The sequence below is a fragment of the Mucilaginibacter sp. OK098 genome, assembly GCF_900142915.1.
GTDB lineage: Bacteria > Bacteroidota > Bacteroidia > Sphingobacteriales > Sphingobacteriaceae > Mucilaginibacter.
Genome location: NZ_FRCM01000001.1, coordinates 1,533,645 through 1,550,943, shown reverse-complemented (window position 1 = coordinate 1,550,943; position 17,299 = coordinate 1,533,645). Strand labels below are relative to the sequence as shown.

Sequence of the window (17,299 nt, the reverse complement as noted above, 5' to 3'; positions counted from 1 at the left end):
AGTCGGCTTTTGTTGAAAAAGATAGTTTGTGAATGATGAATAGGAATTGTGTAATGCGTGAAATAGTACTTGTGATGGCCTTATTGTCATTTACGATGTGTACAAAAAAAAAGGCAGACATTGAAATTGCAAAGCCGACCGGCGATTCAACAATTGCCGTTCAGCCCGGTAATCCCGCTGATCCGGTAGCTGATTGTACCTACACTGTTCAGCCATCGCAATGGCAGGTTGACGGAACTGCCATTGCCGCAGGATCTGTTTTATGTATTCCTGCAGGAACAAGAGGAGCCTTATTGTTAAAAAACCTTAAAGGTACGGTGGATAAGCCGATCATTATTATTAACAAAGGAGGCCGTGTGATTTTCACGGCGCCGGGCAGCGCCGGGTATACATTTAAAACACAAAATTGCCAGTACTTTAAGATTAGAGGTAATGGTGTCGCCGGCATGAAATATGGGCTTGTGATAAATGGCGGCAATATCGGCATGACGATGGATGACCTTAGCACGGATTTTGAAATTCAAAATGTGGAGGTTCTCAATAGTGGGTTTGCCGGGATCATGGCAAAAACAGACCCGACATGTGATTTGGCAACGCAACGCGGTCATTTTACAATGAAAAACGTTTTTCTTCACGACAATTATGTACATAAAACAGGTGGTGAAGGCTTTTATATCGGGAATTCCTTCTATGCAAACGGAGTGGCTGCTACCTGTGGCACGGTTTTGCCCCATGATGTAGTGAATGTTAAGATATACAATAATATTACAGATTCTACCGGCTGCGAAGGTATACAGGTTGGCAGTGCTGTTTCAGGATGTGAGATTTATAGCAATACAGTTCAATCTCCCGGATTAACGCCTTTTGCAAACAGCCAGAATAATGGCATTCAGATAGGCGAAGGAACCGGCGGTAAATGTTATAATAACCTTATTAAAAACGCACCTGGCAACGGAATAATAGTTCTGGGCCTTGGCGACAACGTGGTGTTTAATAACTACATTATCAATTCGGGAGATAACGGCATTTTTGCAGATTCAAGGTATACACCAGGCCCGGGTTTTCAGTTCATAAATAATACAATTGTGGCCCCCGCTTCAGATGGTATTAAATTGGATTCTGAAATTATCCCGATGAATACAGTTATTAATAACGTAATTATAAATCCGGGATCAGGTACCGCCGTGTTCAAAAAAAGTGATGATGTAAAAGTCACTGCATCAAGTAACTATGTTAATAAAGACATCAATGCCTGTGAATTTATTAACTATAATGGCGATGACTTTCATTTGCAACCGTCGTCCCCGCTTATTAACGCAGGCACAAACGTGTTATCATATGGGATAAGCTTCGATTATTACAATACTGCACGCCCTTCTGGCAATGGTTTTGATATCGGCGCGACAGAATATAAATAAACACTGCATTTTTTCTGAACCGGGATTAAACAGATTAACGGATTTTAGGGATACTTGTCGCTTGTAAATATTCGTCCTGTATCATTGTAAAAGCAAAATCTGATAAATTCTAAAATCTGTTTAATCCTGGTTCAGACAACTTTGCGAAGAGAGACGCAATGCATTGCGTCTCTACGTAAATCCAATCACGCACACTCATCAATCAGCCATTAACTAAAAAATAAAATACCGTTTCCATATTAAAATATTATTACTACATTTGCACCTCTTTTATAAGGAAAGTTAACACGCAATGAAAAAAGATCTGCACCCATCAAACTATAGGTTAGTTGTTTTTAAGGATATGTCTAACGAATATTCTTTTATAACCAAATCATGCATCGATAGCCGCGAAACCATAAAATGGGAAGATGGCAACGAATATCCGCTGATTAAACTTGAAATTTCTCATACTTCACACCCTTTTTATACCGGTAAAATGAAACTGGTTGATACTGCAGGTCGTATTGATAAATTCCGTACCCGTTACAACAAAAAGTAATTTTGTTTTTTCGATAAAATATTTACAAGTCTCCCGGTACATCGGGGGACTTTTTTTATTTTTGCACCATGGCAATTATCTTATTCGACGATAACGCACACCAAACACTTCTGCCTTTAACTTTTACCCGCCCGGTAGCCGACTTGCGCATTGGCATATTTACCATTGCCGAAAAGTGGGCTAAATATTTAAAACAGGACACCTCTTTTCATACCCAACCCTGGTTACAGGGAAAGTTCCCTTTAAAAATTGAGCAGGATAATATATTTATTTACGGCGGTGTTTGTCCCGATGAATCTATTACAGAAGCTATTGACCGTTTGCAAAACGGCGAAGCTTTAAAATATGGCGATCAACTTTTGGCTGTTAAGTTAAATGAAACCGATGCCGCTGATTTTAACCCTAATGCTGAGTTTTCATCGGTTACCGTTTTAGAAAACACACCGCTAATGATCAGGTTTCCGGAAGATATTTTCAGGAAGAACGATATAGAGCTGCGTAAAGACTTTAACCTGCTTACCAAAGGCCGCACCAGCGCAGCCATCAGCTCAACAAACACCATTATAGGCGATGCCTTTTTTGCTGAAGAAGGTGCTATAGCAGATTGTTCAACTTTTAACACCACTAACGGACCTATTTACCTGGCTAACAATACAGAGGTTTGGGAGGGAACCCACATCAGGGGTGCATTTGCTATTTGTGAGCATTCGCAAGTTAAAATGGGGGCCAAGATCTATGGTGCAACAACTGTGGGCCCATATTCAAGGGTAGGCGGGGAGTTAAATAATGCGGTGATATGGGGTTATTCATCAAAAGGACACGAGGGCTACCTGGGTAACTCGGTATTAGGCGAGTGGTGCAACATCGGTGCTGATACAAACAACTCGAACCTGAAAAATAATTATGACGATGTAAAGCTGTGGGATTATACCGCACAACGTTTTCGTAAAACCGGCCTGCAATTTTGCGGGCTAATTATGGCCGACCATGCCAAATGTGCCATAAATACCATGTTTAACACCGGCACCGTAGTAGGTGTAAGCGCAAATGTTTTTGGCGCAGGTTTTCCACGGAATTTTGTTCCTGATTTTTCATGGGGTGGCGCGCAAGGCTATGATGTTTACTCTATTAAAAAGATGTTTGAAACAGCTGAAAGAGTATTTGCCCGCAGAGATCACCGTGATTTTGATGAGAATGAAAAACATATATTACAAACCGTATTCGAATTAACTGAGGGATTCAGGAGGTTTTAGGTAAGGGTTGATTGAGTTGATTAAGTGAGTATTAAATCAACCTTTGAGTCAATCTCGATTCCACAAATTTAATCCAACTCAATCAACATAATCTAACTTAATCAACTAATAATACAATCATGAGAAAAAAAATTGTCGCCGGAAACTGGAAAATGAACCTTGACTATAACGAAGGTTTAGGCTTGTTTTCTGAAATAATAAATATGTTTAAAGACGAAGCGACCGGCAAGCAACAGGCTGTTATTTGCAGTCCGTTTATTCAGTTGCATAGCCTGGCGCAATTGGCAAAAGGTTATACCAATGTTGCAGTTGGCGCACAAAATGCTCACCAGGCAGAGTCTGGTGCTTATACCGGCGAAATATCTGCAAAAATGATAAAATCAGTTGGGGCTGAGTATGTTATTCTAGGTCACTCAGAGCGCCGCCAGTATTTCGGCGAAAGCAATGAGTTATTGGCTGCAAAAACGGATACCGCTTTAAAAAATGATCTAAAACCAATTTTTTGTATCGGTGAAACTTTACAGGAAAGGGAAGCAGAAGAGCATTTCAATATTATAAAGAGCCAATTGGTTGAAGGCGTATTTCACCTGGATGAAACTGATTTTGCGAAATTGGTAATTGCCTATGAGCCTGTTTGGGCTATTGGTACCGGTGTGACCGCATCATCTGATCAGGCACAGGAAATTCATGCGTTTATCCGCATCGAGATCGCCGCAAAATATGGGCAGGAAATAGCGGCGAACACCACTATTTTATACGGTGGAAGCTGCAACCCTAAAAATGCCCCCGAGCTTTTTGCACAGCCTGATATTGATGGCGGTCTTATCGGCGGCGCATCCCTTAAATCCCGCGATTTTATTGATATTGTGAAAGTGTTTAATTAGAGAGATCAGAGACTGGAGATTAGAGATTAGGCCGAAACGCGATAATTTTTATTGAGTTATTAAACTTTTAACTAATCTCTGGTCTCTAACCTCTAATCACCGCTGAAAGCATGAAACACCTGATAAAAGTTATCCTGCCGCCATTTATAGGCTTTTTTATTTTCTTTGCTGCGGTAAGGTATAGCTCGCTGTATTTTACTTTGCAGATAGATAGAATGGGTGTAGGTGATTTGAGAAGTTTCATGGCATTTTACAGGTATACGTTGCCTTTGCTGTTTATTGTTGGGGTATTAACCCAAATAGTGGTGATAATGCCGGTATGGAATGGCATGGAAAGAAAGACGGTAGCCGACAAGGTAAATGTTATAGTCGATCTTTGTTTTATTTGCTTTGTTTTTGCTCTTGGGATCAGCTATGCCATTTGGGACCCACAGCGCGGAATTAATAATCTTATTAAGCTGGTAGGTTTTATGACCGCGGTACAAATGGTTTATTGGTTGGTTAACCTGCTGGTATTGTACTTGTTTGAGGATCGCTGATTAATGTTATATATTTTTTACAACTAATCCCTGATCATCATTCTCTAATCTGTAACTCCTATGAACTACTACGAATTACTTTTTACCACCATAACTACTGAAGATTACCAGCAGGACTTGCTGATAAATGCTTTGGGCGAGATAGGTTTTGATACTTTTGAAGAGCTGGATTTTGGATTTAAAGCTTATATCCCTGTAACTGATTTTGACCAGGAGAAGCTGGACGAAACTTTATTATCTTACCAGGATCTGTTTACTTTTAGCTATGAAATAACACTTATCCCTCAAAAAAACTGGAATGAGGTATGGGAAAGTAATTTTGAACCGATTGAGATTGGCAAGCAGATTTTTGTGCGTGCCACATTTCATCAGGCTAAGCCCGAATTTCCGTACGAGATAGTAATTGACCCTAAAATGGCTTTCGGAACAGGGCATCATCAAACTACCTCAATGATGCTTGAGCTGATCCTGGAAAATGATTTTGCCGATAAAAAGGTGCTTGATATGGGTTGCGGAACAGGGATCCTCGCCATCATGGCTTCCAAATTAGGAGCTGTAGCAATTACAGCAATTGATTACGACCCGGTTTGCTATGCCAGTACTATTGAAAATGCCCAGTTAAATAATATCGAAAATATTACAGCCCTTTGCGGCTCAAAAGAGGTGATCCCTGCTGAAATTTTCGATACCATCCTGGCCAATATAAACCGCAATATCCTGATCGATCAAATGGAACGCTATAGTGAGGTGCTAAAAACTGATGGTGAAATATATTTCAGTGGCTTTTATGAAGTCCCCGACCTTGATATAATTAAAGAAGAAGCCTGTAAATACGGGTTAAAATACATCGGCCATAAGAAAAATAAGGATTGGGTAGCTGCTAAGTTTGTAAAATAAGTGTGCTTTACACAGTGTAAATTACATTTAGGTTAACTGTATGTAAATATTAAACTTTTTTTTATATTTTTAGTGTTGCTAAATGTGAGTGTTGCCCCAATCCCGAGATGAAAACATACCTGGTTCCTATTGATTTTTCGGAAACAGCTGCCCATGCAGCCGAGTTTGCTGCTGCCTTAAGCCATCAAACAGAAGTTACGCACATTGTTTTATTAAATGCTTATTACGTATCGGTATATGAAACAATGCTGCCCAACCCTGATATGGTGCTGGTAAAGGATGAGGAAATTGAACAAAATGCAGCCGACAGGTTAAAAAAGCTGGAAGAATTCAAAAAAAGGCTTTCCAGTAAAGTTAGACCGGGCGTTGAAATAAGTACGCATTTAAACCGCACACATTTAGTACGTGCAGTAGTTGAAAATGTAATCAGTAAAAATGCCGATCTTGTTATAATAGGCACCACAGGGAACAGTAGCAATGCCGATGCAAAAATAGGAAGCCACGTAGTTAGGATATCAAAAACCTGCCCGGTACCGGTAATAGTTGTACCACCGGCCTACAGTATTGAAAATATAAGCCGTGTGGTTGTTGCTTGTGATTTTAATAAAGTTACTGAAATAGCTCCTTTGGCTTCACTTATGAAGATGCTTGCCAGGAAGAAATTTGACTTGTTGGTGGTAAATATTAATAATAAAACCAATGGCTCAACAGATAATGCAGAGAAAATGGCTGAAGGCACTACGTTATATGCAGCGCTTAAGCAGCATGATCCCAAGTATTATTTTATTAACGAAACGAATATTATTAACGGAATACTACAATTTGCAAAGCACAATGACGCACAAATAGTAATAGCGTTACCGCATAAATATAGCTTTCTGCAATCACTGTTGCATACCAGTGTTTCGCAGCAATTGTTAGAAAGTGCGGCCGTACCGGTACTGTTGTTAAAGTAAGTTAATTGTTGCTAAAACACGTATAAAAGCCGTATATTAGATATTAATAATAATTATCGATATATTAGAGTTGTGAAAGCGGTAAATTAACTTCACATTAAAATAAAATATTATTCAAAATTGTTGATAATTAGATAGATATTGAATATAATTGTAAGATTATTAACTATCGCGAAATCTTTTAACCTTTAATATTAAATGAAAACACTCGGAAAAAAAATCAGGTTATTACGTCATCAAAAAGGATGGAGCCAGGAGGATGTTGCCAAAAGATTGGACATCTCTATCCCGGCTTTTTCAAAAATTGAAACGGGAATAACCGACATTAATTTATCACGACTTGAGCAGATAGCAGCTTTGTTTGAAATGTCCGTAGTTCAGTTGCTTACTTTTACCGATTCTGAACAGGATCAAAAAGCGATTAACGAATTGGAAACCATTAACAAAAAATTAATGGATCGCGAAACAGAGGTTATTGATCTGCAAAAGAAGGTTATTGAGTTATTTGAAGAGTTAAGGCACAACAGGGTAACCGCCTGATATTAATTATCACGAATGGGCTCTAATTTATTCGAATTTCACGAATTATAATAAAGCAAACATTCTGTAATTGCCCAACTTCAGGCAGTCCATTCGTGTAATTCGATAAAATTCGTGATAATTATACTAATTAAAGATATAACGCATTGTTAAATGCTTTTTACCAAATACTGCCCCCATTGCATTGTGCATTGCAATCATTTTTTCATTGAAGTCGCCAACCCACGATAGTTCAAGTTCTTTATATTGGTTTAAAGGCAAAACATATTCGCCCAGCGTTATAAAAAGCGCTGATTCAACCCCGTGATTCTGGAATTTTTGCTTTGTTCCCATTACAATTGCCCGCATCCGCGAAACACCTTTCCATTTATTATAAACAAATTTAAGTTTTCCAACCAGGTTTAGCTTGCCATTTAGTGGCTTTATCATTGGGTTAGCATCGGGTAAAACTATTAAAAAAGATACAGGCTCATTATTTATGTACGCAAACCATATCAGGTTTTCGTCCATAAGCGGTTTCATTTTTTTGAAGCTTTCGGCAATGGTAGCATGGGTTATCGGTACAAAATTTTCAAAATCTTTCCAGGCATCGTTATAGATCTCCATAAAGTCTGAAGCAAATTTTTCAATTTGACCGGCTTTCAGATGCTTGAATTCATAGCCTGGTTTTTGAGTTACCCATTTGGCTATTTTATAAAATCGTTCAGGAAATGGCTTAAGGATATCTAAATGATTGGTGATCTGTGCATAAAGTGTTTTGAAGCCATAATTGTCAAAAAAAGCCTGGTAATAAGCATGGTTATAATTCATCCCGTAGGAGGGAGGGATAAAGCCTTCAACCAGTAGTCCCCAGAAATTATCATTTTCGCCAAAATTTATCGGGCCATCCATTGCCTGCATACCATTTTCACCCAGCCATTTTTTAGCTGTATCAAACAGTAAAAAAGCAGCCCCCTCATTATTTATGCACTCAAAAAAACCGATACCCCCGGTGGGTTGCTCATAATGATAAGCTTTTTTATTATTTATAAAAGCAGCAATGCGCCCAATCAGCTGCCCGTTTGCATCAGTAAGCACCCAGCGGGTACATTTACCATCCTGGTGGAAATTATTTTTAGCCGGATCAAAAACCGCTTCAATATCATTATCAAGCGGACAAACCCAAATGCTATCGTTTTCATAAATTATCCTCGCTGTATCTAAAAATGCCTTTTTGGTTGCTTTATCTTTTACTTCGCGTATAATCATAATATTTAGCCGGGAAAAATTTAATATAAAAAAAAGCATCCGCAGGCATAACCCGGATGCTTTAAAGTAGAATCTATTTTTTTAAAGATCAATAATCGTCGTCATCGTCATCATCGCCATAATTTTCAAACCCTAAATCGTCTAAAGGGCCGTCAAAATCATCGTCGTCATCATCTACCTTTTTCTTGGGTTTCTGATCAAGCGTGCTATCATCATCATCTTCATCCTCTCCCGTGTTTTCAACTTTCTTGTTTACCGGTTTTTTTGGAGTTCCCATTGCCATGAATTTTATAGTAAAACTTTTTTCATTAATAAATGCACACAAATGCAAATAAGTTTAATTTGTTGGTTGTATTTCTTAGTAAAAATAATCAAAATCATTTTCATTAAAAACATCAATTAAAAAAAAATATTTTTTAATTGTTTTTGAGTGATTTATAAAATTATTCAGATTCTTCGCCAATAGAAGCCGTATTATTTGTAAAATCCTTCATTTGAGGCAGTTCGTTTATATTGTTTATGCCAAAATAGTCCATAAAAAGTATACTTGTGCCATAAAGTATTGGTTTGCCCAATGCTTCTGATTTGCCAATAATGGCAATTAATTCTTTTTCGAGGAGTTTTTGAATGGAGTAATCGCAATTTACGCCGCGGATCTGTTCAATATCGGGTTTAGTTACAGGTTGTTTATAGGCTATAATGGCAAGCGTTTCGAGCGCGGCCTGGCTTAATTTCTTTTTTGAGCGTTGTGCCTGCAGCAGGCTGATAACCTGGTGATAATTTTTCTTTGTTAAAAATTGGTAGCCATTGCTCACTTTAACCACCTCGATGGCAAATTGCTGATCATGATATTTATTGGTGATGTTTTGAATATAGCCGCTTATTTCATCTTCACTAAAATCCTGGCTAAATGCCGATTGCAGGCAATAGATAATTTCTTCTGAACGGATGCTTTGTTCCGATGCAAATATGAGGGCTTCTATGTATTGTTCAATGTTGTCCATTTCAAGTCCGAAAGTCTGGAAAGTCCGGAGGTCCGAAAGTAAGGAAAAGTCCGGAAGTCCGAAAGTCGGTAAAGTCCGAAAGATGGAAAAAGTTTTTAAATTATACCGCATTTTCATAGCGATGGGTTCGAAACCTTATTAATCACGCAGGCGTGCGACCTGCGCTGATGGATGTCGCCCTTTCAGGGCCTGGATGTTGTGGTTTTTATGGCCTAATATATCAGCGTAGGTCGAAGGCCTGCGTTAAATACGGATGAAGCAGGAAAATAATTGATCATTAGGATATGTTTCAAACATTCAAGTTCGAAATCTTATCAATCACGCAGGCCTGCGACCTGCGCTGATGGATGTCGCCCTTTCAGGGCTTGGATGTTGTGGTTTTTATGGCCTAATATATCAGTGCAGGTCGAAGACCTGCATTAAATAAGGTAAATAACCGATTATTAGGGTACGTTTCGATTAAGCCCATCGCTATAAAGAAAAGTCCGGAAGTAAAAGCTATTCTTCTACTTTCGGACTTTACTGACTTCCCGTCTTTCGGACTCTCTTAATAATTTATCACCTGCTCCTCAATAGCTGCTGGGATTTCACGCCAATCGTACTTTTGGGTACGCAGCTGTGGTTCAAAGCCTGCTTCTTTTATTGATTCCTGGATACCTTTTGCGGTGAAGCGGTGTGGGGCACCCGCTGCTGATACCACATTTTCTTCGATCATTATGGATCCAAAATCATTTGCACCGGCATGCAGGCATAATTGCGCTACTTGTTTGCCAACGGTTAACCATGAGGCCTGGATGTTTTTAATATTTGGCAGCATAATACGGCTAAGCGCTATCATCCGGATATATTCATCACCGGTAACATTGTTGGTGATGCCTCTTATCTTACGTAATAAAGTGCCATCATCCTGGAAGGGCCATGGAATAAAGGCAACAAAGCCGTAAGCGCCTTCCGGCTTTTCAGATTGTACTTCGCGAATCCAAACCAAATGCTCAAAGCGTTCCTCAATGGTTTCAATATGACCAAACATCATAGTGGCAGAGCTTGGCAGGTTAAGCTGGTGAGCGGCACGCATTACATCCAGCCATTCCTTACCACCGCATTTACCTTTACTGATGAGGCGGCGAACGCGGTCGTTCAATATTTCGGCGCCGGCGCCGGGTAATGAATCCAGGCCTGCGGCTTTTAATTCTTTTAAAACATCATAATGGCTCATGCCTTCCAGTTTGGCAACGTGCGCAATTTCCGGCGGACCTAATGAATGCAGTTTTAAAGTTGGATATAGTTCTTTCAGCTGCCTGAAGGTATCAGCATAAAATTTTAGTCCCAGATCGGGGTGGTGGCCACCCTGCAGCAATAACTGATCACCTCCATAGCGAAAGGTTTCTTCAATTTTTTGCTTATAGGTTTCAATATCAGTTATGTAACTATCCTCGTGACCGGGGCGACGGAAAAAATTGCAAAACTTACAGTTGGCTATGCAAACATTGGTGGTGTTAACGTTCCGGTCGATCTGCCAGGTCACTTTGCCATGCGGCACCTGGATCTTGCGCAGCTCATTGGCTGTGTACATCAAATCGGCAGTTGAAGCATTTTTATAAAGAAAAACGCCCTCCTCCTGGGTCAAAAAATCAAACCGCAAAGCGCGTTGCAACAAATCCGCTGTGTTCATGCACAAATATACGAAGTAGGAGGTGAAAGGCGAAAGCAGAAAGGTAAAAGGTGGATAACGAGTAAACTTTTACAGCTGTTTAACAATTCAAATAAATTTTGATTGTAGATAATTGATTTATGTAACTTAGTTATATGCTACAACGGAAGCGCATATCTATCAGGAAATTATATTTTCCTGGCCTTATCAGCCTGGCACTTTTTCCGATACTGTTTATTGTATACAGCTATTATATTAATTTGTCGAAAATTAAATACGGAATTCATGCTGCATGGGGCGATGATTCGATGATTAAAGCATGGGCGCAGTATCAAAGGAAACCGTTTAAGCCTGGCACATTTAGGAAATTTAACAACGATTTGCTAACCGGTGACGAAAAAAAAGATGGGGTTCTATTAAATCATTTCGAACAAAATGTTAGAATGTTATCGAATACTAGGGATACAGTAAACGGATTTAGTATAACATTCGTAGATCATACAAAATATGAGGATATCATTAGATGTATTGATATTTGTGCCCAACTTAAAAGTAAGCATATTGCTTTCATTCTTTATAAAAATAAGATTTTGGTTTGGAGAGGGGAGCCATATAGTTTGCCGCCTCCGCCACCAGAAAACGTGTGTTGTAAGGCTTAAACAATTTACTCATTTTTAATTATAAGCCCTTTATCCAACCTCAAAACTTTCGTCACACTCTCCGGAATCTCATGCTGATAATGGCTTACATAGATCAACGTAACATTGCTGAGCCTGCAAATGGTATCAACTAGTGTTTTAAAGTGATGTTGCTGATGTTCGTCAAGGCCCTGGCAGGGTTCATCAAAAATAAGGAGATCGGGGTTTTTTATCAGGGCGCGGGCCAGCAGGCAAAGGCGTTGTGCACTTGCCGGGATGTTTTTTAAGAGTACACGGGCATATTTGTCTATCTCCAGCGCCTTCATCCAGCGCAAAGCAGTATCTGCTTTTACTTTTTGCGATGGACGGAACAGGCCGAGTGTATCATAATATCCTGATTCTATAACCTGTAAACAACTGTTATCGGTAGGGAAATATTGGTGCAATTCGGGCGATACAAAACCGATCTTGCTTTTTATATCCCAGATGCTTTCACCTGTTCCGCGTTTTTTATCAAACAAAACAATATCATTGGCATACGCCTGTGGATTATCCGCATTTATTAAACTAAGCAGGGTGGATTTGCCGGATCCGTTTGGCCCCAGCAGCGCCCATCTTTCTCCTGGGATTATCTGCCAGTTAATTTGGTTTAAAATAACTTTATCGCCATATTTTATAAACACATTATTCATTTTAACAATATGCTCATAAGTTGTTTTGGCTGTTTCGGGATTTAATAATGCTTTAAGCTCTTCGTTATCAATAACATCGGTATCATCCTGCATAAACAAAGCGGGTTTAAACTCATCTTTGGTAAGGCTTTTAATTATCGCGCCATCCTGTAAAATGGCAACATCGGTTATTGCATCCGGAATTTCATAAGGTGATGTGGCCATTATTACCGTTATACCCGATTTGATGATCTCATCAATTATAAAATTAAAATCCTTTCGGGTTTGAACATCCAGCCCGGTTAGCGGACTATCCAACAATAATAAAACCGGCGATTTTAATAAAGCAGCGGCAAGCATCAGGCGTTTGGTTTCGCCGTTTGAAAGTTTGATGATCTGTTTGCTTAATAACTCATCAAGTTTTAATAAGCCGGTTGTTTTTTCAAAATTCCAGTAATTATTTTGTTGAAATACAGGTGTTATGGAATGCAGGTACTGCTCAACCGTTAACGCATCTTCTGAATCTGACGAATTATACCGTTGCTGGTAATAAAAATCGGATGTGTTTGAAAGGTTTTTAAAGTGATGTTTGGGTTCAACAAGGGCTATCAGCTTGTGATAAGTAAGATGCCCGTCGGCATTCCCTGTGTGTTTAATAAAATCATCGAAAAAATGATAAACAATTTCGCCACCTGTCACATTGAACCTGCCGGCTATGGTATGCAGTAAAGCGCTTTTGCCTGATCCGCTTTTCCCTACCAGCGCCCAGCTTTTTCCTTTACTGACTGCAAAACTTAAGCCGGTAAAAAGTGTGTTATTTAAAAATCGTACGGTAGCTTTATTTATAGAAATTAAGGGTAGATCCATCTGCTTTTTGTTGCCGGTAAAATTAATTATCTATTTCAATAAGCCTAAAATAATTTGAAATAGGTATACCTGTGGCAAAATGAGTGCAAGAAAAATGAATAAAACAAAAACGCCCGGCTATTGCTAACCGGGCGTTTTTGTTTTTTACTGGAAAAGAGATTATTTCTTTTTCTTAGTAGTGTCAGCAGTCATTTTTTTAGCTGTGTCAGTCATTTTTTTAGCTGTGTCAACCATTTTCTTAGCTGTGTCAGTCATTTTAGCTGAATCCATTTTAGCTGAGTCCATTTTAGCTGAATCTGCAGCAGCTGAATCAGATTTACCTTTACAAGCAGCGAAAGAAACTGCGATAACTAAGGCTAAAGCGCCCATTTTGAATGAATTTTTCATGTTAATTTTCTTTTTAAGTGATTAAATAGTTTCTCTTAATACCTAAAAAAGCAAAAGGTAACCCACGATTTTTAAAAAAATCAGAGATTACCTTTTACCATGTAAAAACTAAAAAATTAACAGAAAAATCTTATCAGATTATTTCTTTTTAGTAGTGTCTTTTTTAGTGGTGTCTTTTTTAGCAGTTGTGTCAACTTTAACTACTGAATCTTTTTTAACTGTTGAATCAACTTTTACAGTTGTGTCAGTAGTAGTTGAATCAGATTTACCTTTACAAGCTGCGAAAGAAACCGCGATAACTAAGGCTAAAGCGCCCATTTTGAATGAATTTTTCATTTTTTATTATTTTAAATGTGAGTGTTTGTAGCATTAATACCAGAATGTTTAAAAGGTAACCCACTTATTTTTTAAAAAAATATAAAATCCATAGCATTAGTAGTTTTAATACGATAAAAGTAGCCGGAGTTATGGTTTCGTTACTTTTATCTGATGTTACTGTTCTTTATCTTTAACAGTTTTAGGGTAAGTTAGCTTGGGTGTGCGGGTTGACTAGGTTAGATTAGGTTGATTGAGTTGAATAGGTTAAATTTGGAAAGAAGTTATATACCTATAGAAAGCTTAAGTAAGCAGATGCATACTACTTTATATGGATCAACTTTAAAATTGAGGATGAGCAGGAGTGTGAGACTAATAACTTAATCAACATAGTCTAACTTGATCTAACTCAATCAACTGATCTTTCGATCAATCAAAAAGTAAATTTATTTTGGTTTTAATTTTTTTTTATCAATAATGGGTTACAATTTCGCATAAATAGTATTAAGTAGTGAGTAAAGAGTTAAATAGCGGAATACCAACAGATAGTGAAGTTATCCTTGGTATCCTTAACAATTCGGAAAGTGTGTTAAAGCGACTGTATATCGCTTATTTTCCGATGATATTACAACTGGTAATTAATAACAATGGCAATGCTGATGATGCGAAAGACATTTACCAGGAAGCCATAATTGTTCTTTATAATAAAGTTAAAACGGGTGATTTTGAATTAAGCAGTAAGCTTAAAACCTATATCTATTCGATTTGTAGAAGGCTTTGGCTTAAAAGGCTTACACATATGAACAGGTATGGCGGCGATATAAAAGATTTCCAGGAGTACTTATCTGTTGATGATGAAACTGAAAAGAATAATGAACGCGACATCCAGTTTAATAAAATGGGTAATGCCCTCCAGTTATTGGGCGAGCCTTGTAAAACTATTATAGAAGATTTTTATATAAATAACAGATCGATGCAGGAGATCTGCGAGAATTTTGGGTATACCAATGCAGATAATGCTAAAACTCAAAAATATAAATGCCTGCAAAGGCTGAAGAAATTATTTTTTCAGCAAAAATAAGGAGAGAAAAGCGATGAGCGAGAATAACCAGTTAACCGAAACAATTGAACGTTATCTTAATGGTGAGATGACCAAAGCTGAGCGCGCACAGTTTGAAGAACTGCGGGCTAAGGATGCCGATGTTAACACAAAAGTAGCCGAGCACAAGCATTTCACCAACCTGATAAAACAGTATGGTGAACGTTTGGAGTTGGAACAACGCCTGGATGCTATACATGATGAAATTGATGTTCATGCTTTGGAAGATGAGCTGATGATCCACCCGTCATGGGTAGTGAGGATGTGGCGCAATCATCATTCAAAGATTTCTGTGGCGGCGTCAATAGCAATATTTGCTGCGCTATGTACCTTGTTTTTTACGGGATATTTGAGTAATAAACAAGCAAACTATGGCCAGTTGGTTGGCGAGATCGACAAATTAAAAAACAGCCAAAAATCATTACAGACAGCGGTAAAGAACCTTCCATTGCGGACCGCAATGAATAACCCGGGCAATTTCAGGGGTACTGGTTTTGCAATTTCAGCTAATGGTTACATAGTTACAGATAATCATGTTATCCAACATGCAGATTCGGTTTATGTGCAGGCAGCTGACGGAAAATCATACCGTACCAAAGTGATTTATACCGAACCACAAAACGATATTGCTATTTTGGAAATCACTGATCCATCTTTTAAGCCATTAGCCGCGTTGCCTTACACATTTAAAAAAGCTGAAACCGATTTGGGAGAAGGTGTGTTTACCATAGGGTATCCAAAGGATAATATAGTACTGGGTTCCGGTTTCTTAACTTCAAGCACTGGGTACAAAGGCGATACCACGCAATACCAGATATCAGCGCTGCTTGACTACGGGCATAGTGGCGGTCCATTGCTTGATAGTAAAGGTAATATTATCGGCATTGTGAACGGAAAGCAAACCCGGGTTGAAGGTGCTGCCTTTGCGGTTAAAACAAGTTATCTGTTAAAGGCTATTAAGGATATTCCTACTGATTCATTGAATAAGCCAATTAATATAAACGGTAAAAATATATTGGCTGGCCTTGGGCGTCCTCAGCAGATTAAAAAAATAGAAAATTACGTATTTATGGTTAGGGTTTATAACCAGTAAAGATCCCAAAAAACTATTCTATATAGTTCAGGGCGCTGTGATTTATTCACAGCGCCCTGTTTGTTTGCCCCTAACCCTTAAAGGGGAACTTTAGCTTCACTCCTGGATATTCTTTCGCATTCATGTAATTAAATTTCACCCATCTTCAAATTTTCAAATGGACCTACCTGTCCACCTCGCCCAATACAAAGTCGATAGAGCCTACTATGGCAATCATGTCGGCAATCATTACCCCTTTGGCTATTTCGGGCAGTACAGACAGGTTATTAAAGCTTGGGGCGCGGGCTTTAACGCGCGTAGGGATCTCTGACCGGCCATCAGCCATAAAATAAAAACCCAGCTCGCCTTTTGCACCTTCGCACCTCACATAATAGTCCTGTGCCTTTGGGGTAATCTTACGCGGCATTTTTGAGCGGGGATCAAAATCTGGTGTACGTTTCAGCTCATTTTGCAGACGGCTAAGGCATTGTTCAACCATTTTGAGGGATTGTTCAATCTCATCAACCCGAACCTTGTAGCGGTCCCAGCAATCGCCCACGGCACCCATTTCGCCTTTGCCCACCGGTATATCAAATTCAAGCTCCGGGTAAACGGAATAGTTATCTATCCGCCTCAAATCCCACTTAAGGCCTGATCCGCGAAGCATTGGGCCTGAGCAACCATAGTTTATGGCTACATCAAGGGGTAAAACGCCAACGTTGGCTGTGCGGCTTATGAATACCTGGTTATCGGTTAAGAGTTGGTTGAGCTCAACCATTTTGGGCTTAAAATAGGTTACGAACTCAGCGCAACGTTCTTCAAATCCTACCGGCAGATCATAAAACAAGCCGCCAACCCAAATATAGTTATACAGCATCCGCGAGCCTGAGGCCCACTCCAGCATGCCCATAATATGTTCCCTATCCCTGAAGCACCATAAAAAGGGAGTGAAGGCGCCAATATCAATGCCATAGGTGCCAATGGCTATCAGGTGCGATGCTATGCGGTTTAATTCGCAAACCAGCACCCTTATGTATTCAATTCGTTTTGGGATATCTTTATCAATGCCCATCATTCGCTCCACACCCATAACAAAAGCATGGCTGTTGTTCATTGATGCCAGGTAGTCCATCCTGTCGGTAAACGGAATGGTTTGCTGATAGGTTAATGATTCTGCGTGTTTTTCAAAGCAGCGGTGCAAATAGCCAATATGCGGGATCACTTCTTTTACTATCTCGCCATCTGTTATCAGCTCAAGCCGTAACACACCGTGGGTTGACGGATGCTGCGGCCCCATGTTAAGCACCATATCCTCGGTG

The 17,299-nt window shown here is 39.2% G+C and carries 18 protein-coding genes; 10 read left to right on the top strand and 8 right to left on the bottom strand.

Annotated elements, in window-relative coordinates; all coding sequences use genetic code 11:
• Nucleotides 1-53: 53 nt before the first annotated feature.
• From BUE31_RS06425 to BUE31_RS06390, 8 genes are all read left to right on the top strand, one after another.
• Nucleotides 54-1,418 (top strand): right-handed parallel beta-helix repeat-containing protein, encoded by a 1,365-nt coding sequence (locus BUE31_RS06425; protein ID WP_159440641.1) that lies wholly within the window; start codon nucleotides 54-56, stop codon nucleotides 1,416-1,418.
• A gap of 292 nt (nucleotides 1,419-1,710) precedes the next feature.
• Entirely contained in the window at nucleotides 1,711-1,959 is a 249-nt protein-coding gene (locus BUE31_RS06420) for a type B 50S ribosomal protein L31 (protein ID WP_073401307.1), read from the top strand.
• A 68-nt stretch (nucleotides 1,960-2,027) separates the two neighbouring features.
• Nucleotides 2,028-3,212 (top strand): GlmU family protein, encoded by a 1,185-nt coding sequence (locus tag BUE31_RS06415; protein ID WP_073401305.1) that lies wholly within the window; start codon nucleotides 2,028-2,030, stop codon nucleotides 3,210-3,212.
• A 119-nt stretch (nucleotides 3,213-3,331) separates the two neighbouring features.
• Complete coding sequence (gene tpiA, locus BUE31_RS06410) at nucleotides 3,332-4,096, top strand: triose-phosphate isomerase (protein WP_073401303.1); 765 nt, start codon at nucleotides 3,332-3,334, stop codon at nucleotides 4,094-4,096.
• 110 nt (nucleotides 4,097-4,206) lie between these two features.
• Entirely contained in the window at nucleotides 4,207-4,635 is a 429-nt protein-coding gene (locus BUE31_RS06405) for a hypothetical protein (protein WP_073401301.1), read from the top strand.
• 60 nt (nucleotides 4,636-4,695) lie between these two features.
• Entirely contained in the window at nucleotides 4,696-5,532 is an 837-nt protein-coding gene (gene prmA, locus BUE31_RS06400; RefSeq protein WP_073401299.1) for a 50S ribosomal protein L11 methyltransferase, read from the top strand.
• 107 nt (nucleotides 5,533-5,639) lie between these two features.
• Entirely contained in the window at nucleotides 5,640-6,488 is an 849-nt protein-coding gene (locus BUE31_RS06395; RefSeq protein ID WP_073401297.1) for a universal stress protein, read from the top strand.
• 198 nt (nucleotides 6,489-6,686) lie between these two features.
• A complete protein-coding gene (locus BUE31_RS06390) occupies nucleotides 6,687-7,028 on the top strand; it encodes a helix-turn-helix domain-containing protein (RefSeq protein ID WP_073401295.1) in 342 nt (113 codons plus the stop codon).
• A gap of 126 nt (nucleotides 7,029-7,154) precedes the next feature.
• Here BUE31_RS06390 and BUE31_RS06385 read toward each other — a convergent pair whose 3' ends face one another.
• The 7 genes from BUE31_RS06385 to BUE31_RS06350 form a co-directional block, all read right to left on the bottom strand.
• Nucleotides 7,155-8,276, bottom strand: a complete 1,122-nt coding sequence (locus tag BUE31_RS06385; RefSeq protein ID WP_073401740.1) for an N-acetyltransferase — start codon at nucleotides 8,274-8,276, stop codon at nucleotides 7,155-7,157.
• Nucleotides 8,277-8,364: 88 nt separating this feature from the next.
• Nucleotides 8,365-8,553, bottom strand: coding sequence for a hypothetical protein (locus BUE31_RS06380; RefSeq protein WP_073401738.1), 189 nt, complete (start codon nucleotides 8,551-8,553; stop codon nucleotides 8,365-8,367).
• Between the two features lie 166 nt (nucleotides 8,554-8,719).
• On the bottom strand, nucleotides 8,720-9,280 hold the full coding sequence (gene scpB / locus BUE31_RS06375; protein ID WP_073401293.1) for an SMC-Scp complex subunit ScpB: 561 nt from the start codon (nucleotides 9,278-9,280) through the stop codon (nucleotides 8,720-8,722).
• A 547-nt stretch (nucleotides 9,281-9,827) separates the two neighbouring features.
• Nucleotides 9,828-10,952 carry a cyclic dehypoxanthinyl futalosine synthase gene (gene mqnC, locus BUE31_RS06370; RefSeq protein ID WP_073401290.1) on the bottom strand — a complete coding sequence of 375 codons (1,125 nt, stop codon included), beginning with the start codon at nucleotides 10,950-10,952 and terminating at the stop codon, nucleotides 9,828-9,830.
• 643 nt (nucleotides 10,953-11,595) lie between these two features.
• Entirely contained in the window at nucleotides 11,596-13,107 is a 1,512-nt protein-coding gene (locus BUE31_RS06360; protein ID WP_073401286.1) for an ATP-binding cassette domain-containing protein, read from the bottom strand.
• Between the two features lie 159 nt (nucleotides 13,108-13,266).
• Nucleotides 13,267-13,494, bottom strand: coding sequence for a hypothetical protein (locus tag BUE31_RS06355; RefSeq protein ID WP_073401284.1), 228 nt, complete (start codon nucleotides 13,492-13,494; stop codon nucleotides 13,267-13,269).
• Between the two features lie 138 nt (nucleotides 13,495-13,632).
• Nucleotides 13,633-13,830 carry a hypothetical protein gene (locus BUE31_RS06350; RefSeq protein ID WP_073401282.1) on the bottom strand — a complete coding sequence of 66 codons (198 nt, stop codon included), beginning with the start codon at nucleotides 13,828-13,830 and terminating at the stop codon, nucleotides 13,633-13,635.
• A gap of 490 nt (nucleotides 13,831-14,320) precedes the next feature.
• Here BUE31_RS06350 and BUE31_RS06345 point away from each other — a divergent pair, with 490 nt between their 5' ends.
• Both BUE31_RS06345 and BUE31_RS06340 read left to right on the top strand, forming a co-directional pair.
• A complete protein-coding gene (locus BUE31_RS06345) occupies nucleotides 14,321-14,890 on the top strand; it encodes an RNA polymerase sigma factor (protein WP_073401280.1) in 570 nt (189 codons plus the stop codon).
• Nucleotides 14,891-14,903: 13 nt separating this feature from the next.
• Complete coding sequence (locus BUE31_RS06340; RefSeq protein WP_073401278.1) at nucleotides 14,904-16,001, top strand: S1C family serine protease; 1,098 nt, start codon at nucleotides 14,904-14,906, stop codon at nucleotides 15,999-16,001.
• Between the two features lie 163 nt (nucleotides 16,002-16,164).
• On the opposite strand, the gene BUE31_RS06335 is transcribed toward BUE31_RS06340, so the two are convergent.
• Nucleotides 16,165-17,289 (bottom strand): NADH-quinone oxidoreductase subunit D, encoded by a 1,125-nt coding sequence (locus tag BUE31_RS06335; RefSeq protein WP_234997766.1) that lies wholly within the window; start codon nucleotides 17,287-17,289, stop codon nucleotides 16,165-16,167.
• Nucleotides 17,290-17,299 lie beyond the last annotated feature (10 nt).